Origin of the sequence: Bradyrhizobium sp. 1200_D9_N1_1, assembly GCF_052075915.1 — a bacterium.
Taxonomy (GTDB): domain Bacteria; phylum Pseudomonadota; class Alphaproteobacteria; order Rhizobiales; family Xanthobacteraceae; genus Bradyrhizobium; species Bradyrhizobium diazoefficiens.
The window spans coordinates 1886752-1905065 of sequence record NZ_CP197226.1 but is presented as its reverse complement, the minus strand read 5'-3'; the positions used below and the strand labels follow the sequence as shown (position 1 = coordinate 1905065).

The window sequence follows — 18314 nt, the reverse complement described above, 5'->3', positions numbered from 1 at the left end:
AGTATTTGACACGATGTCAAGAACGTGTTTTCTCGACATGGTGTCAAAAACCAATTGGGATTGATAGCCCGTTTCGTCAATGAGCCGGACCGCCGGCGCGCACCGTGCGCCCTGGCCGGTCGGCCCGCATGCAAAGGGACCAGCTCATGCCTCTTCTTCACATCTCGATGCGCGCCGGAAAGCCCGACGCCTACCGGCAGGCGATCCTCGACGGTCTCTACCGCGCCATGCGCGAGGCGCTGAACGTGCCCGAGGGCGACGAGTTCATGACAATCAGCGAGCATGACCCCGCGAACTTCCGCTGCGGCAATGCCTACGGCGTCGAGCGAAGCGAGGACGCTGTGCTGATCCAGATCACCGTGTTCGCCTCGCGCACCCCTGAGCAGAAGAAAGCGCTGTACCGGCGGATCGCGGAGCTGCTCGGCGAGAACCCGGGCATCCGGCCCGAGGACGTGTTCGTGAACGTGCTCGATGCCCCCGGGGAGAACTGGTCGGTCGGCCACGGCCTCGCACAGTTCGCGTGAACTTGCCGGGCGCGGAGTTGCCCGCGCCCCCTTGAGAATTGCCGGCCGGAAGGGTCTGATAGGCGGCGGAGGAAACCTCCGCCGAGCCGAACCCGGGACCTGAGCCGCATGACCATGTCGGTCGAGCAATTGTGGAGCCTGCCTGAAACCGCGCTGGTCGGCGCCTACGCAGAGGCGCGGCGCCGCTACGCGGAGAAGAAGTTCGAGCGCGACACCCAGCGGGCGCGGCTCGAATGGATGCGCGCAAAGCTGTTCGTCAACACGCAGGGCAATGTGACCGAGCGCAAGATGGCGGTGGACGTTTCCGAGGAGCTGGCGCGCAAGGGCCAGGAGGTACGCGAGATGACGCGCGATCTCGACATGCTGAAGATCGACGTGGACGTGATCGACACGATGATCCGGCTGCGCGGCGCGCACGGCGCCCCGCCGGTTCATGCCGAAGAGGCGGCCGAGAAACCGGCCGAGCCGGAGGGGGAGTGAGATGGCTGCGTTCCGCGGAAGCTGCCTGTGCGGCGAGGTCGCGTTCGAGGTCGAGGGTCCGTTCGATCGCTTCCTCAACTGCCACTGCTCGCGCTGCCGCAAAGCGACCGGGACCGCGCATGCCTGCGAGGTGATCGTGAAGGCGGCGGCGCTGCGCTGGCTGCGCGGGGAAACATCCGTCGCGCGCTTCGATCTGCCCAATGCACGAAGCTTTGCGACCGCGTTCTGCAAGAGCTGCGGCAGCCCGATGCCGCATCTCACGCGCAGCGGACGCGAAGCGATCATCCATGCCGGCGCGTTCGACGAGCCGCTGGGCGCGGCACCTGACCGGCACGTGCATTGGACGTCCCGCGCGGATTGGTACGACCACGGAGACGGATTACCGGTGGAGGATTGAGGCTCAGCTTTGTGCATGCCCACCGTGGCGGCGGTGATACGCACTTGGCGACGGCCAGCTCCAGTGCTTCAGTGTCGCTCGATCCGGCTCGAAGATCTCGATCTTGAGCGCTTGGCATGCCGCGGCATCGCTGGAATGGGTTGCGCTACAGTCTCCGCCGGGACAGGCCGACAACGCGCCGAGCAGGTCGATCTCCGCAAGAAACTCGATGAAGTCGCCGGGACGGACCGGACTTGCCTTCATGAAATATTGGTGCGTGTCCTTCGTGAAGCCGGTGCACATGAAGACGTTGAGTACGTCGTGGATATGATGCTCGATCGCGCGTGGCTCCATCTCGAGCTCGGCGGCAAGCGCGCGGGACAGGTTGGAATGGCAGCAGAAATCGTAAGCCGTGCCGTTCAACAGGAGATTTGTATAGGGGTCGCAGCGCGTGCCGATGACATCATGAATGCCGGCGCCGTCCTCGTCGAAGCCGTACCAGCCGAGCGTGTCGTGACTGATGGTCGCCATCGGCCGAAGGTAGGGCATATTGCTCCAGAGCCGGTCCCCGATGCCGACATGTGTACCATGGAGCGCCCGCGTCTTGCCGCTGAAGAAGCGCTCGGAGAGATCCTCCGCATTCCAGAGATTGAGGTCGCCGACCTGAGGACCTTCGATGCTGACGATGCGGAAAAACTGGCCGCGCGCCACGCGAAATGTTCTGGCATCGCGTGGCGGCACGGTGAGCTCGTGCGTCTTGACCATCGTGCGGCGAGCTTGCTCAAGCGCGGCCAGGTCAGGCCCGGGCATCGTGCCGGCCGGATAGACGATCGTCGGCTTGGCGGCGCGGCGCGAAGCGGCGTCTGCGGGTGCGATTTTGGGCGACATGCCAAGCTGATCCCTGTGACTGCAGTCCATCCTACCGCCTCATCTCACCCACTCGCAACGCACTCCGCCAGGATCCCGTCGAGCTCCGCCTTCGAGAGAACGCCGAGCTCGGCGATGAAAACGATGCGTGACCGCGGCACGCCTGGTGTCGGCGCCTCACCCGGCGCCAGTGTTGCGCGGCCGCCGGCGAACTGAAACACCGTCAGACGGCCGGGCTGCTCGACGGTCTCGAACAGGCCCTTGGCGCGGGCGAGTTTCGGCGCCAGCCGGCCGATCGCCTGCTGCAAGCGCGGCAACGAGATTGGGTGGTCCGAGGTCCAGCTCAACGTCTCGAAGCGTTCCTCTGCCGGCCGCCGCGGCCCCGGCTCGCGTGTCGCGGGCGCGCTATCGATGGTTGCGGGAAACAGCAGCGCGGCGGGAATCTCGCCGTGCTGCGCATCGACCACCACGGCGGGGACGCGCAGCACGCGGATGGCTTCGCGCATGCGGGCACCCGCGCCCTCGTCCGCCAGATCCAGCTTGCTGAGCGCCACGATATCGGCGACCCGCAGCTGCGCGCGCACCAGCGCGTCATCCAGGGCTGACGGCGGTGTGCCAGCGTCCATCACGCAGAGCACGGTTTCCAGCGGCGCCTCGCGCAGGATCACCGGATCCATCAGGTTGCGCACGATGTCGGAGGGATCGGCGACGCCGCTGGTCTCGATGACGATATACTCCGGCTTCGGATCACGCCGCAGCAGTGTCGACAGCGTGCGGAGCAGATCGCCTTCGAGCGAGCAGCAGATGCAGCCGTTGGCAAGGCTCACCACGCCGTCGCTCGCGCCCGCGATCAGCTCCGCATCGATGTTGATCGCGCCGAAATCGTTGACCACGGCGGCGATGCGCCGTCCCTCCGCATGCGCCAGCAAATGGTTGACGACCGTGGTCTTGCCCGCCCCCAGAAAGCCCGTCACCAGGAGAATGGGGACCGGCATGGGTCAGCCCTCGACGACCGGGCGGCGCACCGGCCGGCCGGGCCGCGCAGTCACATCCAGAATGCCGTCGCTGATCAGCGGTTGGCCGCTGACGACGAGATGCCGCACGCCCTCGGACGGCCGGTTCATCGCCGTGAACGTCGCGCGGTCGCTCAGCTTCTCGTAATCGAACACGACGATGTCGGCATCGGCGTCCTTTGCGAGCCTGCCCTTGGCGCGCATCGCGGGCGTGCTCTGCGACAGGATCTCCGCAGGGATCAGCGCACATTTGCGCACGCCTTCCAGCAGCGACACCGTCTTGCGCTCGCGCACCCATTCGCGGATGAATTTTGTGAAGCAGCCGGCCGAGCGGGGATGCGAGGTGGCGTCATCCGGCAGCGGCCAGGCATCGCCGGTATAAGTCTTGCCGTCCGACGTCGTCCACGGCATCGCGTCGGACGCGATGGCGCCGCCGGGATACAGCACCGACATGTCGAGCAGGTCGCGGTGATGCGAATTGTTCTCGATGTCGAGGATGTGCCAGAGCACCAGCGAGGACGGCTCTTCGGCCTGCGCCCTGAGCAGCTCCGCGCGATCATGGAAGCGATAGCCGTCGGTCACGCGCTGCACGGAATCGTAACCGGTGCCGTTGCGCTCGACGAATTGGGGATCACTGAAGAAGGCCGCGGCCAGCACGGTCGAACCGGTGCCGTAAGGATAGGCCTCGACCGTAATGGGCAGGCCCTGCGCCTGTGCCTTCTCGACCAGCACGCGGCAGCGCTCGATGTCGGTCTTGCTCGACGAGTTGAAGTGGCAGATGTGCATATGCGCGCCGGTGGCGCCGGCATAGCCGATCAGGCGGATATAGGCCTCCGCCGCGCTCTCGGGGTCGATGCGCGACATGTAGGCGACGTGGGTGAAGGTCGGCACGTCCTGCTTCGCGGCGAGCTGGCAGACCGCGGTCAGCTCCTGCACGCCGGCGCCCGGCGCGTAGGCGTTCAGGATGCCGATGCCGATGCCGCCCTCGTTGAGGCCGCGCGCGAGGCGATCGAGGATGCCGGCGACCTCCGCATCGCTCGCCACATTGTCCATCCAGCGGCGGTCGCGCATGGCGTTGCCGAACGCCTCGAGCGAGCTCTCCGCGTTGGAGCCCGTCATCGCGCCGATGCGCGCAAAAGCCCAGTTGGTGGCGGCGCCGTAGTTCAGCACGCGCCCCTTCCTGGCCTGGCGCTCATACCAGGATGCGACCGGCAGCACGCCGGCCTCGAGATCGAGCGTCGTCGTCACGCCGTCGAACGCCTGCATGCGATCCGCCGGGATCGACTGGCCATGCGCGTGCAGGTCGATGAAGCCCGGCGCCACCACGAGACCGGTGGCGTCGATCACCCGCTCGGCGCCGCCGAGCGAGGAGCCGACGGCGGCGATCTTGCCGTCCACCACCGCCACATCGCCGATGGCATCCATCCCGCTCGCGGGATCCACCACCCTGCCGCCTGAGATCACCAAACCGCTCATATCGTCACTCCGCATGCCATTGCCAAAACCTCCAAAGACCCGGCAGCAGCTTCGGAGGTGCGTCTGGGCCGCATAGAGGCAGATTTTTGTGACAACGACCACCGCCGCGGATGCCGATGCAGCATGCATATTGCCGCGCGGCTGTCGCGGGGACGCGGACGCCAGATGCAGTCTCGGGTTGCATCCCGGCAAATGCCAAGCTATGGGATGCGCGCAATTTCATTTTTGGAGGCGACCATGTCTACGACTGCACGCTTCCCGGGTTCGACGCGCGATATTTGACGCGCTTCCCGGGATCGGTTCCCGGGTGAGACCACCAAGCCCTGCATCAAATCGAATCTGCCGCGACCTATTGGCGCGCGTTTGCGAACCTATTGTCATGACATCCAATCTCAAGCTGGCCCCTGATCGGGGCGACCGGCGTTGCGACCTGCTGGAAAGCCGGCTGCGGCGATATCACCCGCGCTTCCAGGGCGCGGTGCGCGCCTTGGCCGTGCGGCATCCGCGCATTGCGGACCTTGCCGCAAGCTTTCCCGCGCTGCTCTTCGCGCTTGCTGTTCCGCGGCGGGGGCTCGATCCTGCACGCGCGATTGCGTGCGTGATCGACGGCCATGCCCTCGCGGAGGCGGCGCCTGCCGCCGACGCCCCGCTGTGGCTGCGCAAGCTGCCTCCGGAGACGTTTGCGCGTCCGATCCCGCGATTGCCCGACGGCGAACTCTTTCGGCGACAGATCGCGAACCACCTTCCGCGCTCTCCCAAGCTCGCGCCGACATGGCTTCAGCTCGTGGCCGATGCCGCCGAGCTCGCGCACGAACCGATGGCGGCGTGGATCGCGCGTGAATTTGCGCGCGAGCCGCGACGGGTGAAGCCTGCACGGCTGCGGCTGATTTGTCTCTGGGCCTGGTATTCCACTGAGCCCGCGACGTTGGGACATGATCTGATCGAGAGGCCATGGACGCCGGACATGCGCATCGATGCCGCACGTTCGGCCGCAGAGGATTGGCGGACGATCATGGCCCTGCATGCGAGCCTCGGCCGCCAGCCGATCGCCGATATGTGGCTGCGACCAGGCCGGGTGGCGGACTACGAATTTCTGCCGCTGGATTCGATTGCCGCCATCACCGACGAGGCCAAGGCAATGAGGAATTGCCTCAACACCTATGGCCAGAACCTCGCACACAATCGGTCGCGGGTCTTGACCCGAATGCGGATTATTTCGCTGAGCTGGAAGCTTTGACTGCGGAAGGGTGGCTTCGGTCCACGTGATCGTCGTGTCGACGCTTGTGCATCCTGCATGGATCTGCACAGCACCCATTCCACGGCAACGGCGGCGTCTCTCAAGGCACAACCAGTTTCTTGCGAATGGCATAGCGGACCAGTTCGGCCGTCGACGACATTCCGAGCTTGCGCATGGCCGACGCACGATGGGTCTCGACCGTCTTCACGCTCAACTTTAAAATGACGCTCATGGATCTGTTGGTATGCCCTTCCGCAATCAATTGGACCACGCTCTGCTCGCGCGACGTCAGCAGCATGTCCGACCTGCCATGCTTGTTGAGCTGGTAGTCGTGGAGCAGCTTCTCCACCAGGGCGCTGGTGAAGTAGGGCCTGCCGTCGAGCAGCGCCTCGATTGCGGAAATCAGGTGCTTCTTGGCATCCGACTTGAACAAGAAGCCGCGAACTCCCGCCAGAACGGCTTCGGACAGCAGTTCCTCGTCTTCATGCATCGTCAGGATCAGCACCTCCGTGCGCAGATCGAGTGCCTTGAGCCGGCGGCTGACCTCCAACCCGTTCATGAGTGGCATCGAATAGTCGACGATGACGATGTCCGACATCGTCTCCACGGCCAAACCGACGGCTTGCTCGCCATTGGTCGCTTCGCCGGCGACGATCCAGTTGGACTGCGTTTCGACAATCGCGCGAAGCCCTGAACGTACGACTGCATGATCATCCGCAATCAAGATGCGTTTCATGGCGTCGTTCTCGTTTTCCGGCCGCAATCGATGGAGACGGCCGGCAGCAGCAAGGTCGAACGATCATGCCGATCATGGCTCGAAGCGCCATCCTGCAAAACCCTGAACTGCCTCGGCGAATGTACCGACGTGGCCGGCTTCAAGGAGACTCCACGGACCGACGCGCCGTCATGCCTCAACCAGCTGCGCACGAACGGCGTACCGGACCAGACCTGCGGTTGAGTTCACGTCCAGCTTGCGCATCGCAGCCGCTCGATGTGCCTCTGTCGTCTTGACGCTGAGGTTCAGGATCGCGCTGATGCCCTTGTTGCTGTAGCCTTCGGCTACCAGCTTGACGACAAGCTGCTCGCGTGGCGTAAGCCCGCGGCCCCGGTCTGCTTCGCCGCCCGCGCCGTGATCCAGCTCGTTCCGGCAGCTTTCGCTGCAAAATCGCTTATGCACCAAAAGCGCGTCGACGGCCGCCAATAGCGATCTGTTCGCATCCGATTTCGTCAGAAATGCGCGTGCACCGGCCTCGAAGGCCTGCTGAGCGAGCAGACCGGACTTGTGCACCGTGAAGATCAGAACCTCCGTCTGCAGCGGATAGTCCCTGATCCGCCGCGCAACCTCCACACCCGTCATTCGCGGCATGGAGAAGTCGACGATAGCCACGTGCGGCCGGCTTTCGATTGCCGCAGTCAACGCCTTGCTGCCGTCGTTCGCCTCGGCAACCACCTCCCAATCCGCCCGCTGTTCGAGCACCGCTCGCAAGCCCAATCGCACCGCCTCGTGATCATCTGCGATAAGAAAGCGTTTCATGGCAGAGCACTCCAATGTCGCTATACGGCAGCCATGTCCACCCGCCACCGATAACCTTCTTCTTCTTGCCTCAGTGGGTGCCAGCTTGGGCCCTCCCGAAGCCCGTGGCCTTTCGCCGGCCAGGCTTGTTCGTCGTCAGCCCATGCGGAAACACCGCGCGCAGGATGGTGCCGGAGAGCTGTGTTGCCGGATCGGAGTGGATATCCAATGACCCTCCGATCTGTTCGAGCCGTGCCCTCATCGCGGGAATACCGACGCCGACGGATATGGTTTTCGCACCTTGCTTCGCGTAGTCGGCGCGCATCCCTCGCCCATTGTCGGTGACCGTCAATCGAAAATGACGGCCGATCGGGTCGATAACGATGCTCACCTCCGTCGCTTGCGCATGGCGGAATATGTTGGTGAGGGCTTCCTGGACGATCCGCAGCAAGGCGCGTTGCTTCTCGTAAGACAGCCTATCGACGTCGGGCACGATCCTGGTCGTGACCCGCAACGAGGTGCGGGCCGCAAATCCATCGGCGTAGTGCTCGATCGCGGCTTTGAGCCTGTCGACCGTCAGATTCTGGGGGTGTAGCAGATAGGAAAAGGCACGGATTTCCCTGAGTGCCTCATCGATAGACGCGTCGATCTCACCGCAAAGCCGTTCGGCGCCGACCGCGTCGCTCATTTCACGCCGGAGCCGCATGAGACCGAGACTCGCGGCAATCAAATGCTGACATGTCGAATCATGGAGATCGGAAGCAATCCGCTGCTGGATATCCTCCTGGATGGACGCCAGATTGGCAATGACTTGAACATCATCGACACCTTCGGTCGCGGTTTCGAATGCACCATGGCGCACGATACGATGGCTGCCGATCAGCCGGATCGCGCTACCCGCCACGGGATCCACAACCGGAGCGATGGTCGTCTCCATATTTTGCCGCCGGTCGCCAAATGCGAGACGATGGCGAATCCTCACTTCCGTTCCTTCCGCGAGACAGGCGCGAAGGGCTTCATAGATGGATCTGGCGTCATCCCTGCTCATGCAGCTGGAGACGTCCATCTCCCTGATGTCTTCGGACGAGATGCCGAGATGCTGCTCGAATGCCGGATTGATCCCCTCATAGACGAAGCGTCGGCCAGGCGAAGGGCGCACGACGAAGAGAAAGTCAGCCGAGCACATCCAGTACAGCCGGTCGCTGGCCTCTTCGAAATCGAGCCGGAACGACCCTGTGCCGCTGGTTCGAATTGGCTCGGAAGCGGGAAAGCTATGAGGCTTCACGGTACGCGCTCACTCTGCTGCGGCAACGCCCGACATTGAAGCTCGATATCGAGAGTCGCCGTCCTGCCCCGCAGGCGGGGCATCACCCTGGATCAGAGTACGCCCGTGGGGTCCGCAGATTATACACCGTTAGGTTGATAGCGCCATAAGTAGAAGTAGCGCGAGATTAGAATCTCGAATTCGTGAGGGGAGAGCTGAAGGGATCAAATATGCGGTTCGTGCCGGACCATTCGGCACTGGACTCAAAAGAGATGCAACAAATGCTAAAGTGCCGCCAATAGCCTTCACGAACGGCGCGAGAGGATAACAGCTTCCCTGATGCGCAAGCAGCGCCCTCCGAGAATCATGAATATCGTTCTCGGATCAACATCGGACGACACTTTACCAGGCGCTAGCGGGTTCCGGCTCCGCTCGCGCTGGATTTCCTTTTCTTTCCGGCCTTCGCGCTCGGAGAAGGCTGCTGAGGCGGCGCGATCACCAGCGGATGAGACGGCACTTGGAGGCGGTGAGTGGCGGCGTCGTCCCTGAGTGCATCAGTATCCAGGCGCTGGCTTCGGTCGACAGAATCGCGCGGGTCTGCGACGGCGGCAGACGGCGCCGCTAGCCCAACGGCGACTCCCATCAGCACCCACGCGCATTTCATCATCTTGCAGGCCCCTCAAAAAGCGAAGTCAAGTCGAGGACCGATCCTGAGATCCCGGTAGCGCCGCACAGCAACGTTCGATGTACGCGCTTCGTACAACACACTGGTCGTCAACGACACGTTGCTGGTAAAATTGTACTTCACACCCAGGTCCGCCGAGTAGATCTGGTCTTGCCGCCCCCGGTTCAGCCCGTCTGTGAACCAGAAGGCTTCGAACAGCGGCGTGCTCACGATTGACCATTTCGGATCGAGCTTGACTTCGATGCCGAGCAACGCATCGAAGCGCCAGCGGCGAGCTTCCGCAAGGTCGGAAAACCGGTAGGTCACAAGCAACAGCGGCGAGAGTGTCACATTATTCATGCGGAAGTCGCGCGCCACTGAGCCCATCACGTCATGCGAGGTGAAGGCAAGGTCCCGGTAGACTCCATCGAAATCGTATCGGTTCTCGTAGATGGCGGAGAAGCGCCAGCCGTCCCAATTCTCGGTCAGGCGCGCTCCCACGCGTGCGACTGCAGCGTTGCCATCCTTCTCCGTCGCAAACGCCTCGTATTGGGCGCGGGCGTAGAGCCGGTATGAAAGGTCATTGGTCAGATTCCCGTCCAGCCTGACGCTCACGTCGGGCTCATAGTAGAGATCCGATTTGCGGTTGTCCCGGCTGAACAAAGCATTGTCGGTGAAAGTCGGCGCGACGGAACCGACGACGCTCCACGACGGAGCGGAGTAATACGGCACGGGACTGCTCGCCTTCAGCTCGGTGAGATCAACATCCGCGGCCCACGCGGGGCTTGCCCCAAACAATCCAACGACCGGTAACAGAACGATAGATCCGCGCATGGCATGCCCCGATGGCTTCTGCGTACACCAGGAATCGCCCTAGATTGGGCGACGATTGTGGCGTGTTAGTGATAGGACTTTAAATCAGGGATTGAACCGACAGATTGCCATTTCGTAAAATGCCGGAAGCTCCCGACGCTGCGAAAGAGACGCCGGGGAACTCACGCTGCACGTGACCGATCGGTTGCGTTGCCCCCAACAAAAGGCGGAACGGCGCGCGGACGTGGCACGCTGGTATCGCGGCCGACCCCACTCGATCCGCCTAATAGTCCACCGCGTCCCTGGTGATCGGACAGGTCATGCAATGACCGCCTCCCCGGCCCCGCCCCAGCTCTGCACCGACGATGGTGATCACCTCGATCCCTTCCTTGCGCAGCAAGGTGTTGGTGTAGGTATTGCGGTCATAGGCAAACACCACGCCCGGGGACGCGCAAACCAGGTTAGCGCCGCTGTCCCATTGCGTTCGCTCGCGCATATAGGCGTTGCCGCCGGTCTCGACCACGCGCAGCTTCTTCAGGCCGAGCGCTTCGGCCACGACATCCACGAACGGCTTTTCGTCCTTGCGCAGCTCGAGGCCGGCGGAATTGTCGGCCGGCCGGTAGGAAAAGGCCGCGATGTTGTTGACGATGTCGGGATAGAGCAGAACGCAATCCCGGTCCGCGAACGTGAAGACGGTGTCGAGATGCATTGCTGCGCGGAGCTTGGGCATCGCAGCGACGATCACGCGCTCGGCCGCCTTTTTCTTGAACAAGGCCGCGGCGACCTGGCTGATCGCTTGCCGCGAGGTGCGCTCGCTCAACCCGATCAGGACGTTGCCTTTGCCGATCGGCATCACGTCGCCGCCTTCCAGCGTCGCCAGACCGTGATCCCGCGTCGGATCGCCCCACCAGACATTGACCTTGCCGGCGAAATCCGGATGGAACTTGTAGATGGCGGTGGCGAGAATCGGCTCTTCATGCCGCGCCGGCCAATAGAGCGAATTCAGCGTGACCCCGCCGTAGATCCAGCATGTCGTGTCCCGCGTATACAACGTGTTGGGAAGCGGCGGCAGCAGATACTCGGTCATGCCGGCGGCCTCGCGGACGAGCTTGAGCATCTCGCCGCCATGGGCGTCCGGGAAGTCATGGGTCGAAACGCCCCCGATCAGCGTCTCGGCCAGATCGCGCGGCGTGAGGCTCTCCAGATAGCCCCGCAGTTCGTCGACGAGACCGAGACCGACCTGATCGGGAACAACCTGGTTGTCGAGGATCCACTTCCTGCCCTCAGGGATCGCGACCGTCTCGGTCAGCAGGTTGTGCATCTCGACCACGTCGACACCGCGATCACGCATCTTCTGGACGAAATCGAAATGATCGCGCTTGGCGTTTTCGACCCACAGCACATCGTCAAACAGCAGGGTGTCGCAATTGGAGGGCGTGAGGCGCTGATGGGCGCGGCCGGGTGAGCAGACCATGACCTTGCGGAGCTGACCGACCTCCGAATGAACGCCAAAGGCTCTGTTGGATTCCGATGCCTGCTTTGCCATGGGACTGCCCTTAAGGGTTGCCTTGCCTAGATCGTGATGTAGCCGGTGGCCAATCCGTGGATTCCGACAGCCGCGCCGACGGCGGCTGCGATGAAGATGCCCCACTCGACGGCCGTGAAGACCCTCGCCTTCTGTTCCAGGCGCGCCCAGAAATAGAGCGCGGTGCCCGGCGCGTAGAGGATCAAGGACAGCAGCAGGAACTTCATTCCGGCCGAATAGATCAGGAACAGCGTGTAGATGACGGCGATGCCAGCAAAGATCGTGTCGCGCGTTCGCTCGCTGCCGCTCTTCTCATAGGTCTCGCCCCGCCTGACGAGCAGGAGCCCGTAGGCCGCGACGAGGAAGAACGGAATGAGTGACATCACGCTCGTCAGATTGAGCATCAGCGCGAAGGCATCCTGCGACCAATAGGTGCTGATGACGAAGAGCTGGACGATCACGTTGGTGAGCCAGAGCGCCGCGGCCGGCACCTTGTTCGCGTTCTCCGTGCCGAACAATGCCGGCATATCCCTGGTCCGGCCGGCGGCGGAGAGCACCTCGGCACAGATCAGCGACCAGGCGAGATAGGCCCCCAACACCGAAACCAGAAGTCCAATGCTGACGAAGATCGCGCCCCAATGCCCGACCACGGCCTCCAGGACCGTCGCCATGGACGGTTGCCGCATGCCGGCGATCTCGGCGCGGAGAAGCACGGCGTATGGCAGCATGGTGACGAGCACCATCAGGCTCGTGACGATCGCAAACCCCAGCAGGGTCGCAGCACCGACATGCGCGCGCTCCTTGGCGTAGCGTGAATAGACGCTGGCGCCCTCGATGCCGAGAAAGACAAACACCGTGACCAGCATGGTGGCGCGGATCTGCTCGAACAGGCCCTTGTCCGGCATGCCCTCGCCGCCCCAGAAATTGCCGCGGAACATGTCGGCGTTGAACGAGAATATCAGGATAACGATGAAGACCAGGATCGGCACGATCTTGGCGACAGTGACGATGGTGTTGATCGCGGCCGCCTGCTGCACGCCGCGCAGGATCATGAAGTGGAACAGCCAAATTCCGATCGAGGCGACGATGATTGCGGTGACCGTGTTGCCATCCCCAAAGACCGGAAAGAAGGCGCCCAAGGTCGACTTGATGAGGACCCAATAGGATACGTTGCCAATGCAGCTGCCGATCCAGTATCCGAATGCCGACAAGAAGCCGGGATAGTCGCCAAATCCTTCCTTCGCATAGGCATAGACGCCGGCATCGAGCTCGGGCTTTCGCTCGGCCAGCGCCTGGAACACCCGCGCGAGGGTGTACATGCCGCCGCCGGCAATGCACCAGGCGAAGATCGCGCCAAACGGACCGGTGGCGATGCCGAAAGTTCTCGGCAGCGAGAATATCCCCGAGCCGACCATCGAGCCGACCACCATCGCGGTCAATGCGAACAGGGAGAGCTTTTGGATTGACGGCGTCCCAGTCATGAGAAGACCTCGCGACGCGCGGGTGCGCAACATCCTGGCCGAGCGACCTTGCCGGCGGTCGCACGATGCGCCTTGGGCGAAACCTGGAATATCGGGTGATTACCTAGTCGAGCGTCGGGATTTCCCTCGCCGGAAACAGTCGCTCAAGACGACGGTGGAGCGGAGGCCATGGCTGGTCCCTTCTCCCCGAACCAGGTCACGTACAATGTCGGCAGCAAGACAAGCGTCAGCACGGTCGCGACCAGCAGGCCGCCCATGATTGCGACGGCCATCGGGCCCCAGAAGACGGTTGGAGCAATCGGGATCATGCCGAGAACGGTCGACACCGCCGTCAGCATGATGGGACGGAAACGGGAGCTGCTGGCATCCACCGCCGCGTCCCATGGGCTCTTGCCCTGCGCGCGCTCCGCATCGATCTGGCTGATCAGAATCACCGCGTTCTTGCTGATCATGCCGAGCAGGGCGAGAACGCCGAGAATGGTGACAAAGCCCATCGGCCTGCCGGACAGCAACAGCGCGGCCACAACACCGATCATCCCGAGCGGGGCCACGCTAACGACCATGACCAGTCGCGGGAAGCTCTGCAACTGGACCATCAGAACGGTGAACATGACGAACAGCATCATGGGCACCACAGCGAGCACGGAGGCCTGCGATTTCCGGCTCTCTTCCACGGTCCCGCCGACGGCCACGCCGTAGGATGCAGGAAGCGTCTTCCTCAGCTTTTCGATCGCGGGCGATAGGGCATCCACCACCGTATCGGGCAGCGTTCCACCGCCGATTTCGGCACGCACCGTCAGGGTCGGAATACGGTCGCGCCGCCAGATCAGGGGATGCTCCTGATGATATCCGAACGTCGCAAACTGGCTGAGCGACACCGTCTTTCCTCCAGGCAGCGGCACCTGGAGCGTGCGCAGGTTGGACAGCGAAATGCGCTGTTCGTCGATAGCCCGGGCCACCACGTTGACCCGATAGATGTCGTCGCGGACCTGGGTGACGACTGCGCCAGATATCACGGTGTTCAATACGCTCGATATCGCCTGCGAGCTCAGGCCGAGACGGCGCGCTTCATCCTGATCGACGTAAATCCGCAGCTGGCGCTCCGGCTCCATCCAGTCAAAGTTGATGCTCTTTGTCCTGGGATCGGAGGCAACGATCTGCCCGACCTTGAGCGCAATCTCACGTACCTGCTCCACATCGGGTCCGCCAACGCGATATTGCAGCGGCCATCCGACGGGGGGGCCGAGGCCGAGAGGCGAAACCGACGCAACGGCGGCCGGAAACTGCTCCGCGAGAAGACGTTCCAGCCTCGCCTGCAGGCGCTCGCGCGCTGCGACGTCCTTTGCCACCACAACCGCCTGCGTGAAGGAATCGTTCGGAAGCTCCACGCTCAGTGGAAGATAGAAGCGGATCGCGCCGCGCCCCACATTGGTGCTCCAATGACGGACGTCCGGATCGGCGGCCAATGCTGCATCCAGGCGCTTGGCTGCCGTCTCGCTCGCATGGATCGATGCGTTCTGCGGCAGGGTGAGGTCCACGAGCAATTCGGGTCGATCGGACGACGGAAAGAACTGCCGCGGGATCAACGGAAGCGCGAGAACGGACGCGGCAAAGAGCGCCAGCGAGATCGCAATCGTCGGCCACTTGGCGCGCATCGCCAGCGTCAGAAAATTCCGATAGAAACGGAACATCGCGCCAGGCTCGGCAGCCCCCTTCTGCACCGGCGGGACGAGAATGACGACACCCAGCAAGGGCGTGAAGACCACGGCAACGAGCCACGACACCAGGAGCGCGATCGCAACCACCGCAAACAGCGAGAACGTATATTCGCCGGCCGAGCTCGCGGCAAACCCGACCGGGATGAAGCCCGCGATCGTCACCAGCGTTCCGGCGAGCATGGCAAAGGCATGACTGCGGTAGGCAAACGTCGCAGCGTCGACCTTGCTGTCGCCTTGCGCCAGCCGATTGAGCGTTGCGTCGGTGGTCGTCATCGCGTCGTCGACCAGCAGTGCGAGCGCGATGATCAGCGCTCCCAGCGATATTCGCTGCATGTCGACGCGAGCGATCTCCATGATCGGAAACACGATGGCCAGCGTCAACGGAATGGCAAGCGCGATGATGAGGCCGGGACGGATTCCGAGGCTGATGAAGCTCACCACCAGGATGATGGCGATAGCCTGAAGGAGCGAGGTCATGAATTCGCCGATCGCGCCTCCCACCACGACGGCCTGGTCGGCAACGAGGATCGGCTCGATTCCGATCGGGAGATCGGCGGTGATCTCCGCCATCACCTTCTTGACGTTTCGGCCGAGCGCAAGAATGTCGCCGCCGTCGCGCATTGCGATGGCAAGCCCGATTGCGGGCTGGCCGTTGACCCGGAACATCGGTTGCGGCGGATCCACGTAGCCGCGCCGCACCTGCGCGATGTCGCTCAGCCGAATCGTGCGCCCTCCTGCGACGAAATTGACGCTGGCGATGTCCTGCTCCGACTGAAAACCGCCCGACACCCGCACGGAGATGCTTTCCTTGCCGGTCTGGATCACGCCCGCCGGGCGGACGATATTCTGCGATTGCAGCGCGGCGAGCAGAGCCGCCCGATCGACGCCCAAGGTCGCGAGCTCCTGCTTGGAGAATTCGACGAAGATCACTTCGTCCTGCGCACCCAGGAGTTCGATCTTTGACACGTCCGGGACCTGAAGCAATCGAGAACGGATGCGCTCGACGTGATCCCGCAACTCCCGTTGCGTGAAGCCGTCGCTGGTGAAGCCGTAGACGATGCCGAACGTGTCACCGAAGTCGTCATTGAAGCCCGGACCGACAACTCCGGCAGGCAAGGTGTGCCGCATGTCGCCGATGCTCTTTCTCACCTCATACCAGGTGTCGGAAACCTGCCTCGCGTTAGCACTTCCTTCCAGGTTGACGAAAATGGTGACGAGACCCGCCCGGGTGAAGCTGCGCAGGAAGTCCAGATGGGGCGTCTCCTGCAATTGGCGCTCGAGCCGCTCAGTCACCTGCTTCATCGTCTCTTCGGCCGTTGCCCCCGGCCAGGCCGCCTGAACGACCATGGTCTTGATGGTGAAGGAGGGATCCTCGTTTCGACCAAGCCGGAAATACGCCAGGCCCCCGGCGATCACGGCAACGATCATGACATAGACGACAAGCGAGCGATGCCTGAGGGCCCAGTCGGAGAGATTGAGCCCGGTCATGGCTCTGCCCCGAGCACCCGCACCTTCTGGCCCGGATGAAGCGCCTGCACGCCCGCGGTGACGATGATCTCTCCGGCGTCCAACCCCTGCGAGACGATGACCTGTGCCTGGTCGAAACGCAGGATATCGACATTGCGCGCCGAAACGAGGTTCGTCGACGGATCGACAATCCACACCGCCGGCTGTCGATTTATCCGCGTCAACGCGGTTGCCGGTATGTCGATCACCGGACCGGAACTGGTTTCGACGCGGCCATTGACAGTCGCGCCGAGCCGCATCGCCGCCGGTGGATCCGTCAGGCCGACCTTGACCTCGAAGGTGCGGGTGACCGGATCGGCTTGAGCCGCGATCTGACGAATGCGGCCTCGCGCCGTAATCTTCGGATCATCCGTCAGGCTGACGGTCACCTGCACATCGGCCGGGGCCGATCTGACCATCTGAGCGGGAACATCGAAGATCGCGTCGCGGCCGTCCTGCCTCGCGATCCGCACGATCATTTGTCCGGCCTGAACGACCTCGCCGGCCGCCGGCCCCGTCGCGGTGATCTTGCCCGGCGCGTCGGCTCGCAGTTCGGTGAAACTGACGAGATCGTGCGCAGAGCTCAATTGCGCCTCCGCCGCCTCGACCTGCGACTGGGCGGTCTGTCGTGCTTGCGTCGCCGCCTCGAAATTGGCACGCGTGGTCCACCCTTGTGCCAACAGAGTCTCCTGGCGTTCGTAATGGTTGCGTGCCTGCGTCAACTGGCCCTGTGCGGCGGAAAGAGCGGCCTTCGCCTGTCGCAATGTGCTCAGCTCGTTCTGAGGCTCGAGTTGGGCCAGCAACTGCCCGGCCTCGACCCTGTCACCGAGCCTGGTGTCGTTCGCAAGCAGACGTCCGGAGATCCGGAAAGCGACGCTGACTTCGTCCTCCGCCTCGATGCGCCCCGTGAAGGTCAGCGGCACCAGGCTCTCACGCTTCTCGATCGTCGTGGTCCGGACCGGACGCGGAGACGATTCCTTGGTTTCCACTTGACGGTCACACGCAGCCAGGACCGACGCGGATGCAGCCGCCATCAGCGTCAATGCAATGGCTTGCCGAGATGTCGTTCGGCGACCGCGCATAGCCAAGCTCCTGAAACGTTGCCGGGCAGGTCCGCCTTTCCCGAGGTTGCGATTTCGCGATATCGCCCCTCGGTATTCTTGCCCAGGGGATCGGCCGCACACATCGGCAAATCTACTCGGTGCGGCCGGATGCAATCGCGGTTACGGCACAACGCAAACGCAGGCAGAAACCCGACGAGGCGTGACAATCCGTCGGAGAGCGCTCTAGGGAATTCCTGACGCCTGATCAGGCAATCACCCAATATCGCCGGTCTCATCAAGAGCGCACGGTTGCACACCCAGATGAAGCGATCGAGCGCGTCGGCTTGATGAATCAGGAGGGTTCAAGATGCGAAAGTTGATCCTAGTTGCAGCGGCGATCTCGGCAATGCTGACCATCGCGCCACAGACTGCATCGGCACAGACCCAGCAGAACCAATGGTGCTCCAAATTCAAAGGGATGGTGAACTGCAAGTACTCCACCCAGGATCAGTGCCAGGCGTCCCGGAGCGGAAGAGGCGGCACCTGCTTCCCTCGGCAGGCGTCACGCTAGTTGCGTGGCAGGGCAGCGAGAGCCCATCCAGGGCGATGGCGTCGAACGATCCGCTCGTGGACGCCATTCGAACCGGTGTGGATGCTGTTGTATCGCTACGCCAACCCCCGTTTCGACACATCGACGGGTTCTCGGCTGCGGCCGCCGACAGCGCCGCCGCCGGAATCCCGTCCTTCAATGCACAAGGCCTGGTTTTCGAAACATCGCAGAACGGCGCGAACTAACCCGCCGCCAGCCGAGGAC

General features: G+C 63.2%; 17 protein-coding genes. 6 read left to right on the top strand and 11 right to left on the bottom strand.

The genetic code is table 11. From position 1 onward, the window contains the following. Nucleotides 1-146 precede the first annotated feature (146 nt). From AB5K84_RS09265 to AB5K84_RS09255, 3 genes are all read left to right on the top strand, one after another. Nucleotides 147-524, top strand: coding sequence for a tautomerase family protein (locus AB5K84_RS09265; RefSeq protein ID WP_011090034.1), 378 nt, complete (start codon nt 147-149; stop codon nt 522-524). A 108-nt stretch (nt 525-632) separates the two neighbouring features. Next, the gene (locus AB5K84_RS09260; RefSeq protein ID WP_011090035.1) at nt 633-1004 is read left to right on the top strand and encodes a hypothetical protein; all 372 of its coding nucleotides are present in this window, start codon (nt 633-635) and stop codon (nt 1002-1004) included. 1 nt (nt 1005) lies between these two features. Continuing rightward, complete coding sequence (locus AB5K84_RS09255; RefSeq protein ID WP_011090036.1) at nt 1006-1401, top strand: GFA family protein; 396 nt, start codon at nt 1006-1008, stop codon at nt 1399-1401. A gap of 3 nt (nt 1402-1404) precedes the next feature. On the opposite strand, the gene AB5K84_RS09250 is transcribed toward AB5K84_RS09255, so the two are convergent. Genes AB5K84_RS09250 through AB5K84_RS09240 form a run of 3 tightly spaced genes read right to left on the bottom strand, consistent with a single transcriptional unit; the run spans nt 1405 to nt 4751 of the window. Next, on the bottom strand, nt 1405-2268 hold the full coding sequence (locus tag AB5K84_RS09250) for an urea carboxylase-associated family protein (RefSeq protein ID WP_038965444.1): 864 nt from the start codon (nt 2266-2268) through the stop codon (nt 1405-1407). Nucleotides 2269-2312: 44 nt separating this feature from the next. After that, nucleotides 2313-3242 carry a CobW family GTP-binding protein gene (locus tag AB5K84_RS09245; RefSeq protein ID WP_011090038.1) on the bottom strand — a complete coding sequence of 310 codons (930 nt, stop codon included), beginning with the start codon at nt 3240-3242 and terminating at the stop codon, nt 2313-2315. A 3-nt stretch (nt 3243-3245) separates the two neighbouring features. Further along, entirely contained in the window at nt 3246-4751 is a 1506-nt protein-coding gene (locus AB5K84_RS09240) for an amidohydrolase family protein (RefSeq protein ID WP_236842132.1), read from the bottom strand. Nucleotides 4752-5088: 337 nt separating this feature from the next. On the opposite strand from AB5K84_RS09240, the gene AB5K84_RS09235 reads away from it, so the two are divergent. Further along, complete coding sequence (locus tag AB5K84_RS09235; RefSeq protein WP_162494157.1) at nt 5089-5973, top strand: hypothetical protein; 885 nt, start codon at nt 5089-5091, stop codon at nt 5971-5973. Nucleotides 5974-6073: 100 nt separating this feature from the next. Here AB5K84_RS09235 and AB5K84_RS09230 read toward each other — a convergent pair whose 3' ends face one another. The 8 genes from AB5K84_RS09230 to AB5K84_RS09195 form a co-directional block, all read right to left on the bottom strand. Continuing rightward, nucleotides 6074-6709: a response regulator gene (locus AB5K84_RS09230; protein WP_011090041.1), complete on the bottom strand. Its 636-nt coding sequence runs from the start codon at nt 6707-6709 to the stop codon at nt 6074-6076. Nucleotides 6710-6877: 168 nt separating this feature from the next. Further along, the gene (locus AB5K84_RS09225) at nt 6878-7507 is read right to left on the bottom strand and encodes a response regulator (protein WP_038965441.1); all 630 of its coding nucleotides are present in this window, start codon (nt 7505-7507) and stop codon (nt 6878-6880) included. 70 nt (nt 7508-7577) lie between these two features. Continuing rightward, nucleotides 7578-8771 (bottom strand): sensor histidine kinase, encoded by a 1194-nt coding sequence (locus AB5K84_RS09220; RefSeq protein ID WP_011090043.1) that lies wholly within the window; start codon nt 8769-8771, stop codon nt 7578-7580. Between the two features lie 658 nt (nt 8772-9429). Further along, nucleotides 9430-10248 (bottom strand): outer membrane beta-barrel protein, encoded by an 819-nt coding sequence (locus tag AB5K84_RS09215; protein ID WP_011090044.1) that lies wholly within the window; start codon nt 10246-10248, stop codon nt 9430-9432. A gap of 262 nt (nt 10249-10510) precedes the next feature. Beyond that, entirely contained in the window at nt 10511-11773 is a 1263-nt protein-coding gene (arcA, locus tag AB5K84_RS09210) for an arginine deiminase (protein ID WP_011090045.1), read from the bottom strand. A 26-nt stretch (nt 11774-11799) separates the two neighbouring features. Then, the gene (locus tag AB5K84_RS09205) at nt 11800-13233 is read right to left on the bottom strand and encodes a basic amino acid/polyamine antiporter (RefSeq protein WP_011090046.1); all 1434 of its coding nucleotides are present in this window, start codon (nt 13231-13233) and stop codon (nt 11800-11802) included. A gap of 143 nt (nt 13234-13376) precedes the next feature. After that, entirely contained in the window at nt 13377-16439 is a 3063-nt protein-coding gene (locus AB5K84_RS09200; RefSeq protein ID WP_011090047.1) for an efflux RND transporter permease subunit, read from the bottom strand. Next, complete coding sequence (locus AB5K84_RS09195) at nt 16436-17491, bottom strand: efflux RND transporter periplasmic adaptor subunit (RefSeq protein ID WP_236842280.1); 1056 nt, start codon at nt 17489-17491, stop codon at nt 16436-16438. Before AB5K84_RS09195 ends, AB5K84_RS09200 begins: the two co-directional genes overlap by 4 nt. A 376-nt stretch (nt 17492-17867) precedes the next feature. Between AB5K84_RS09195 and AB5K84_RS09190 the strand changes: the two genes are divergently transcribed. Together AB5K84_RS09190 and AB5K84_RS09185 are read left to right on the top strand one after the other, a co-directional pair. Then, nucleotides 17868-18071, top strand: a complete 204-nt coding sequence (locus AB5K84_RS09190) for a DUF3551 domain-containing protein (protein WP_028172887.1) — start codon at nt 17868-17870, stop codon at nt 18069-18071. A gap of 35 nt (nt 18072-18106) precedes the next feature. Then, complete coding sequence (locus AB5K84_RS09185) at nt 18107-18295, top strand: hypothetical protein (RefSeq protein ID WP_133415037.1); 189 nt, start codon at nt 18107-18109, stop codon at nt 18293-18295. Nucleotides 18296-18314: the final 19 nt, after the last annotated feature.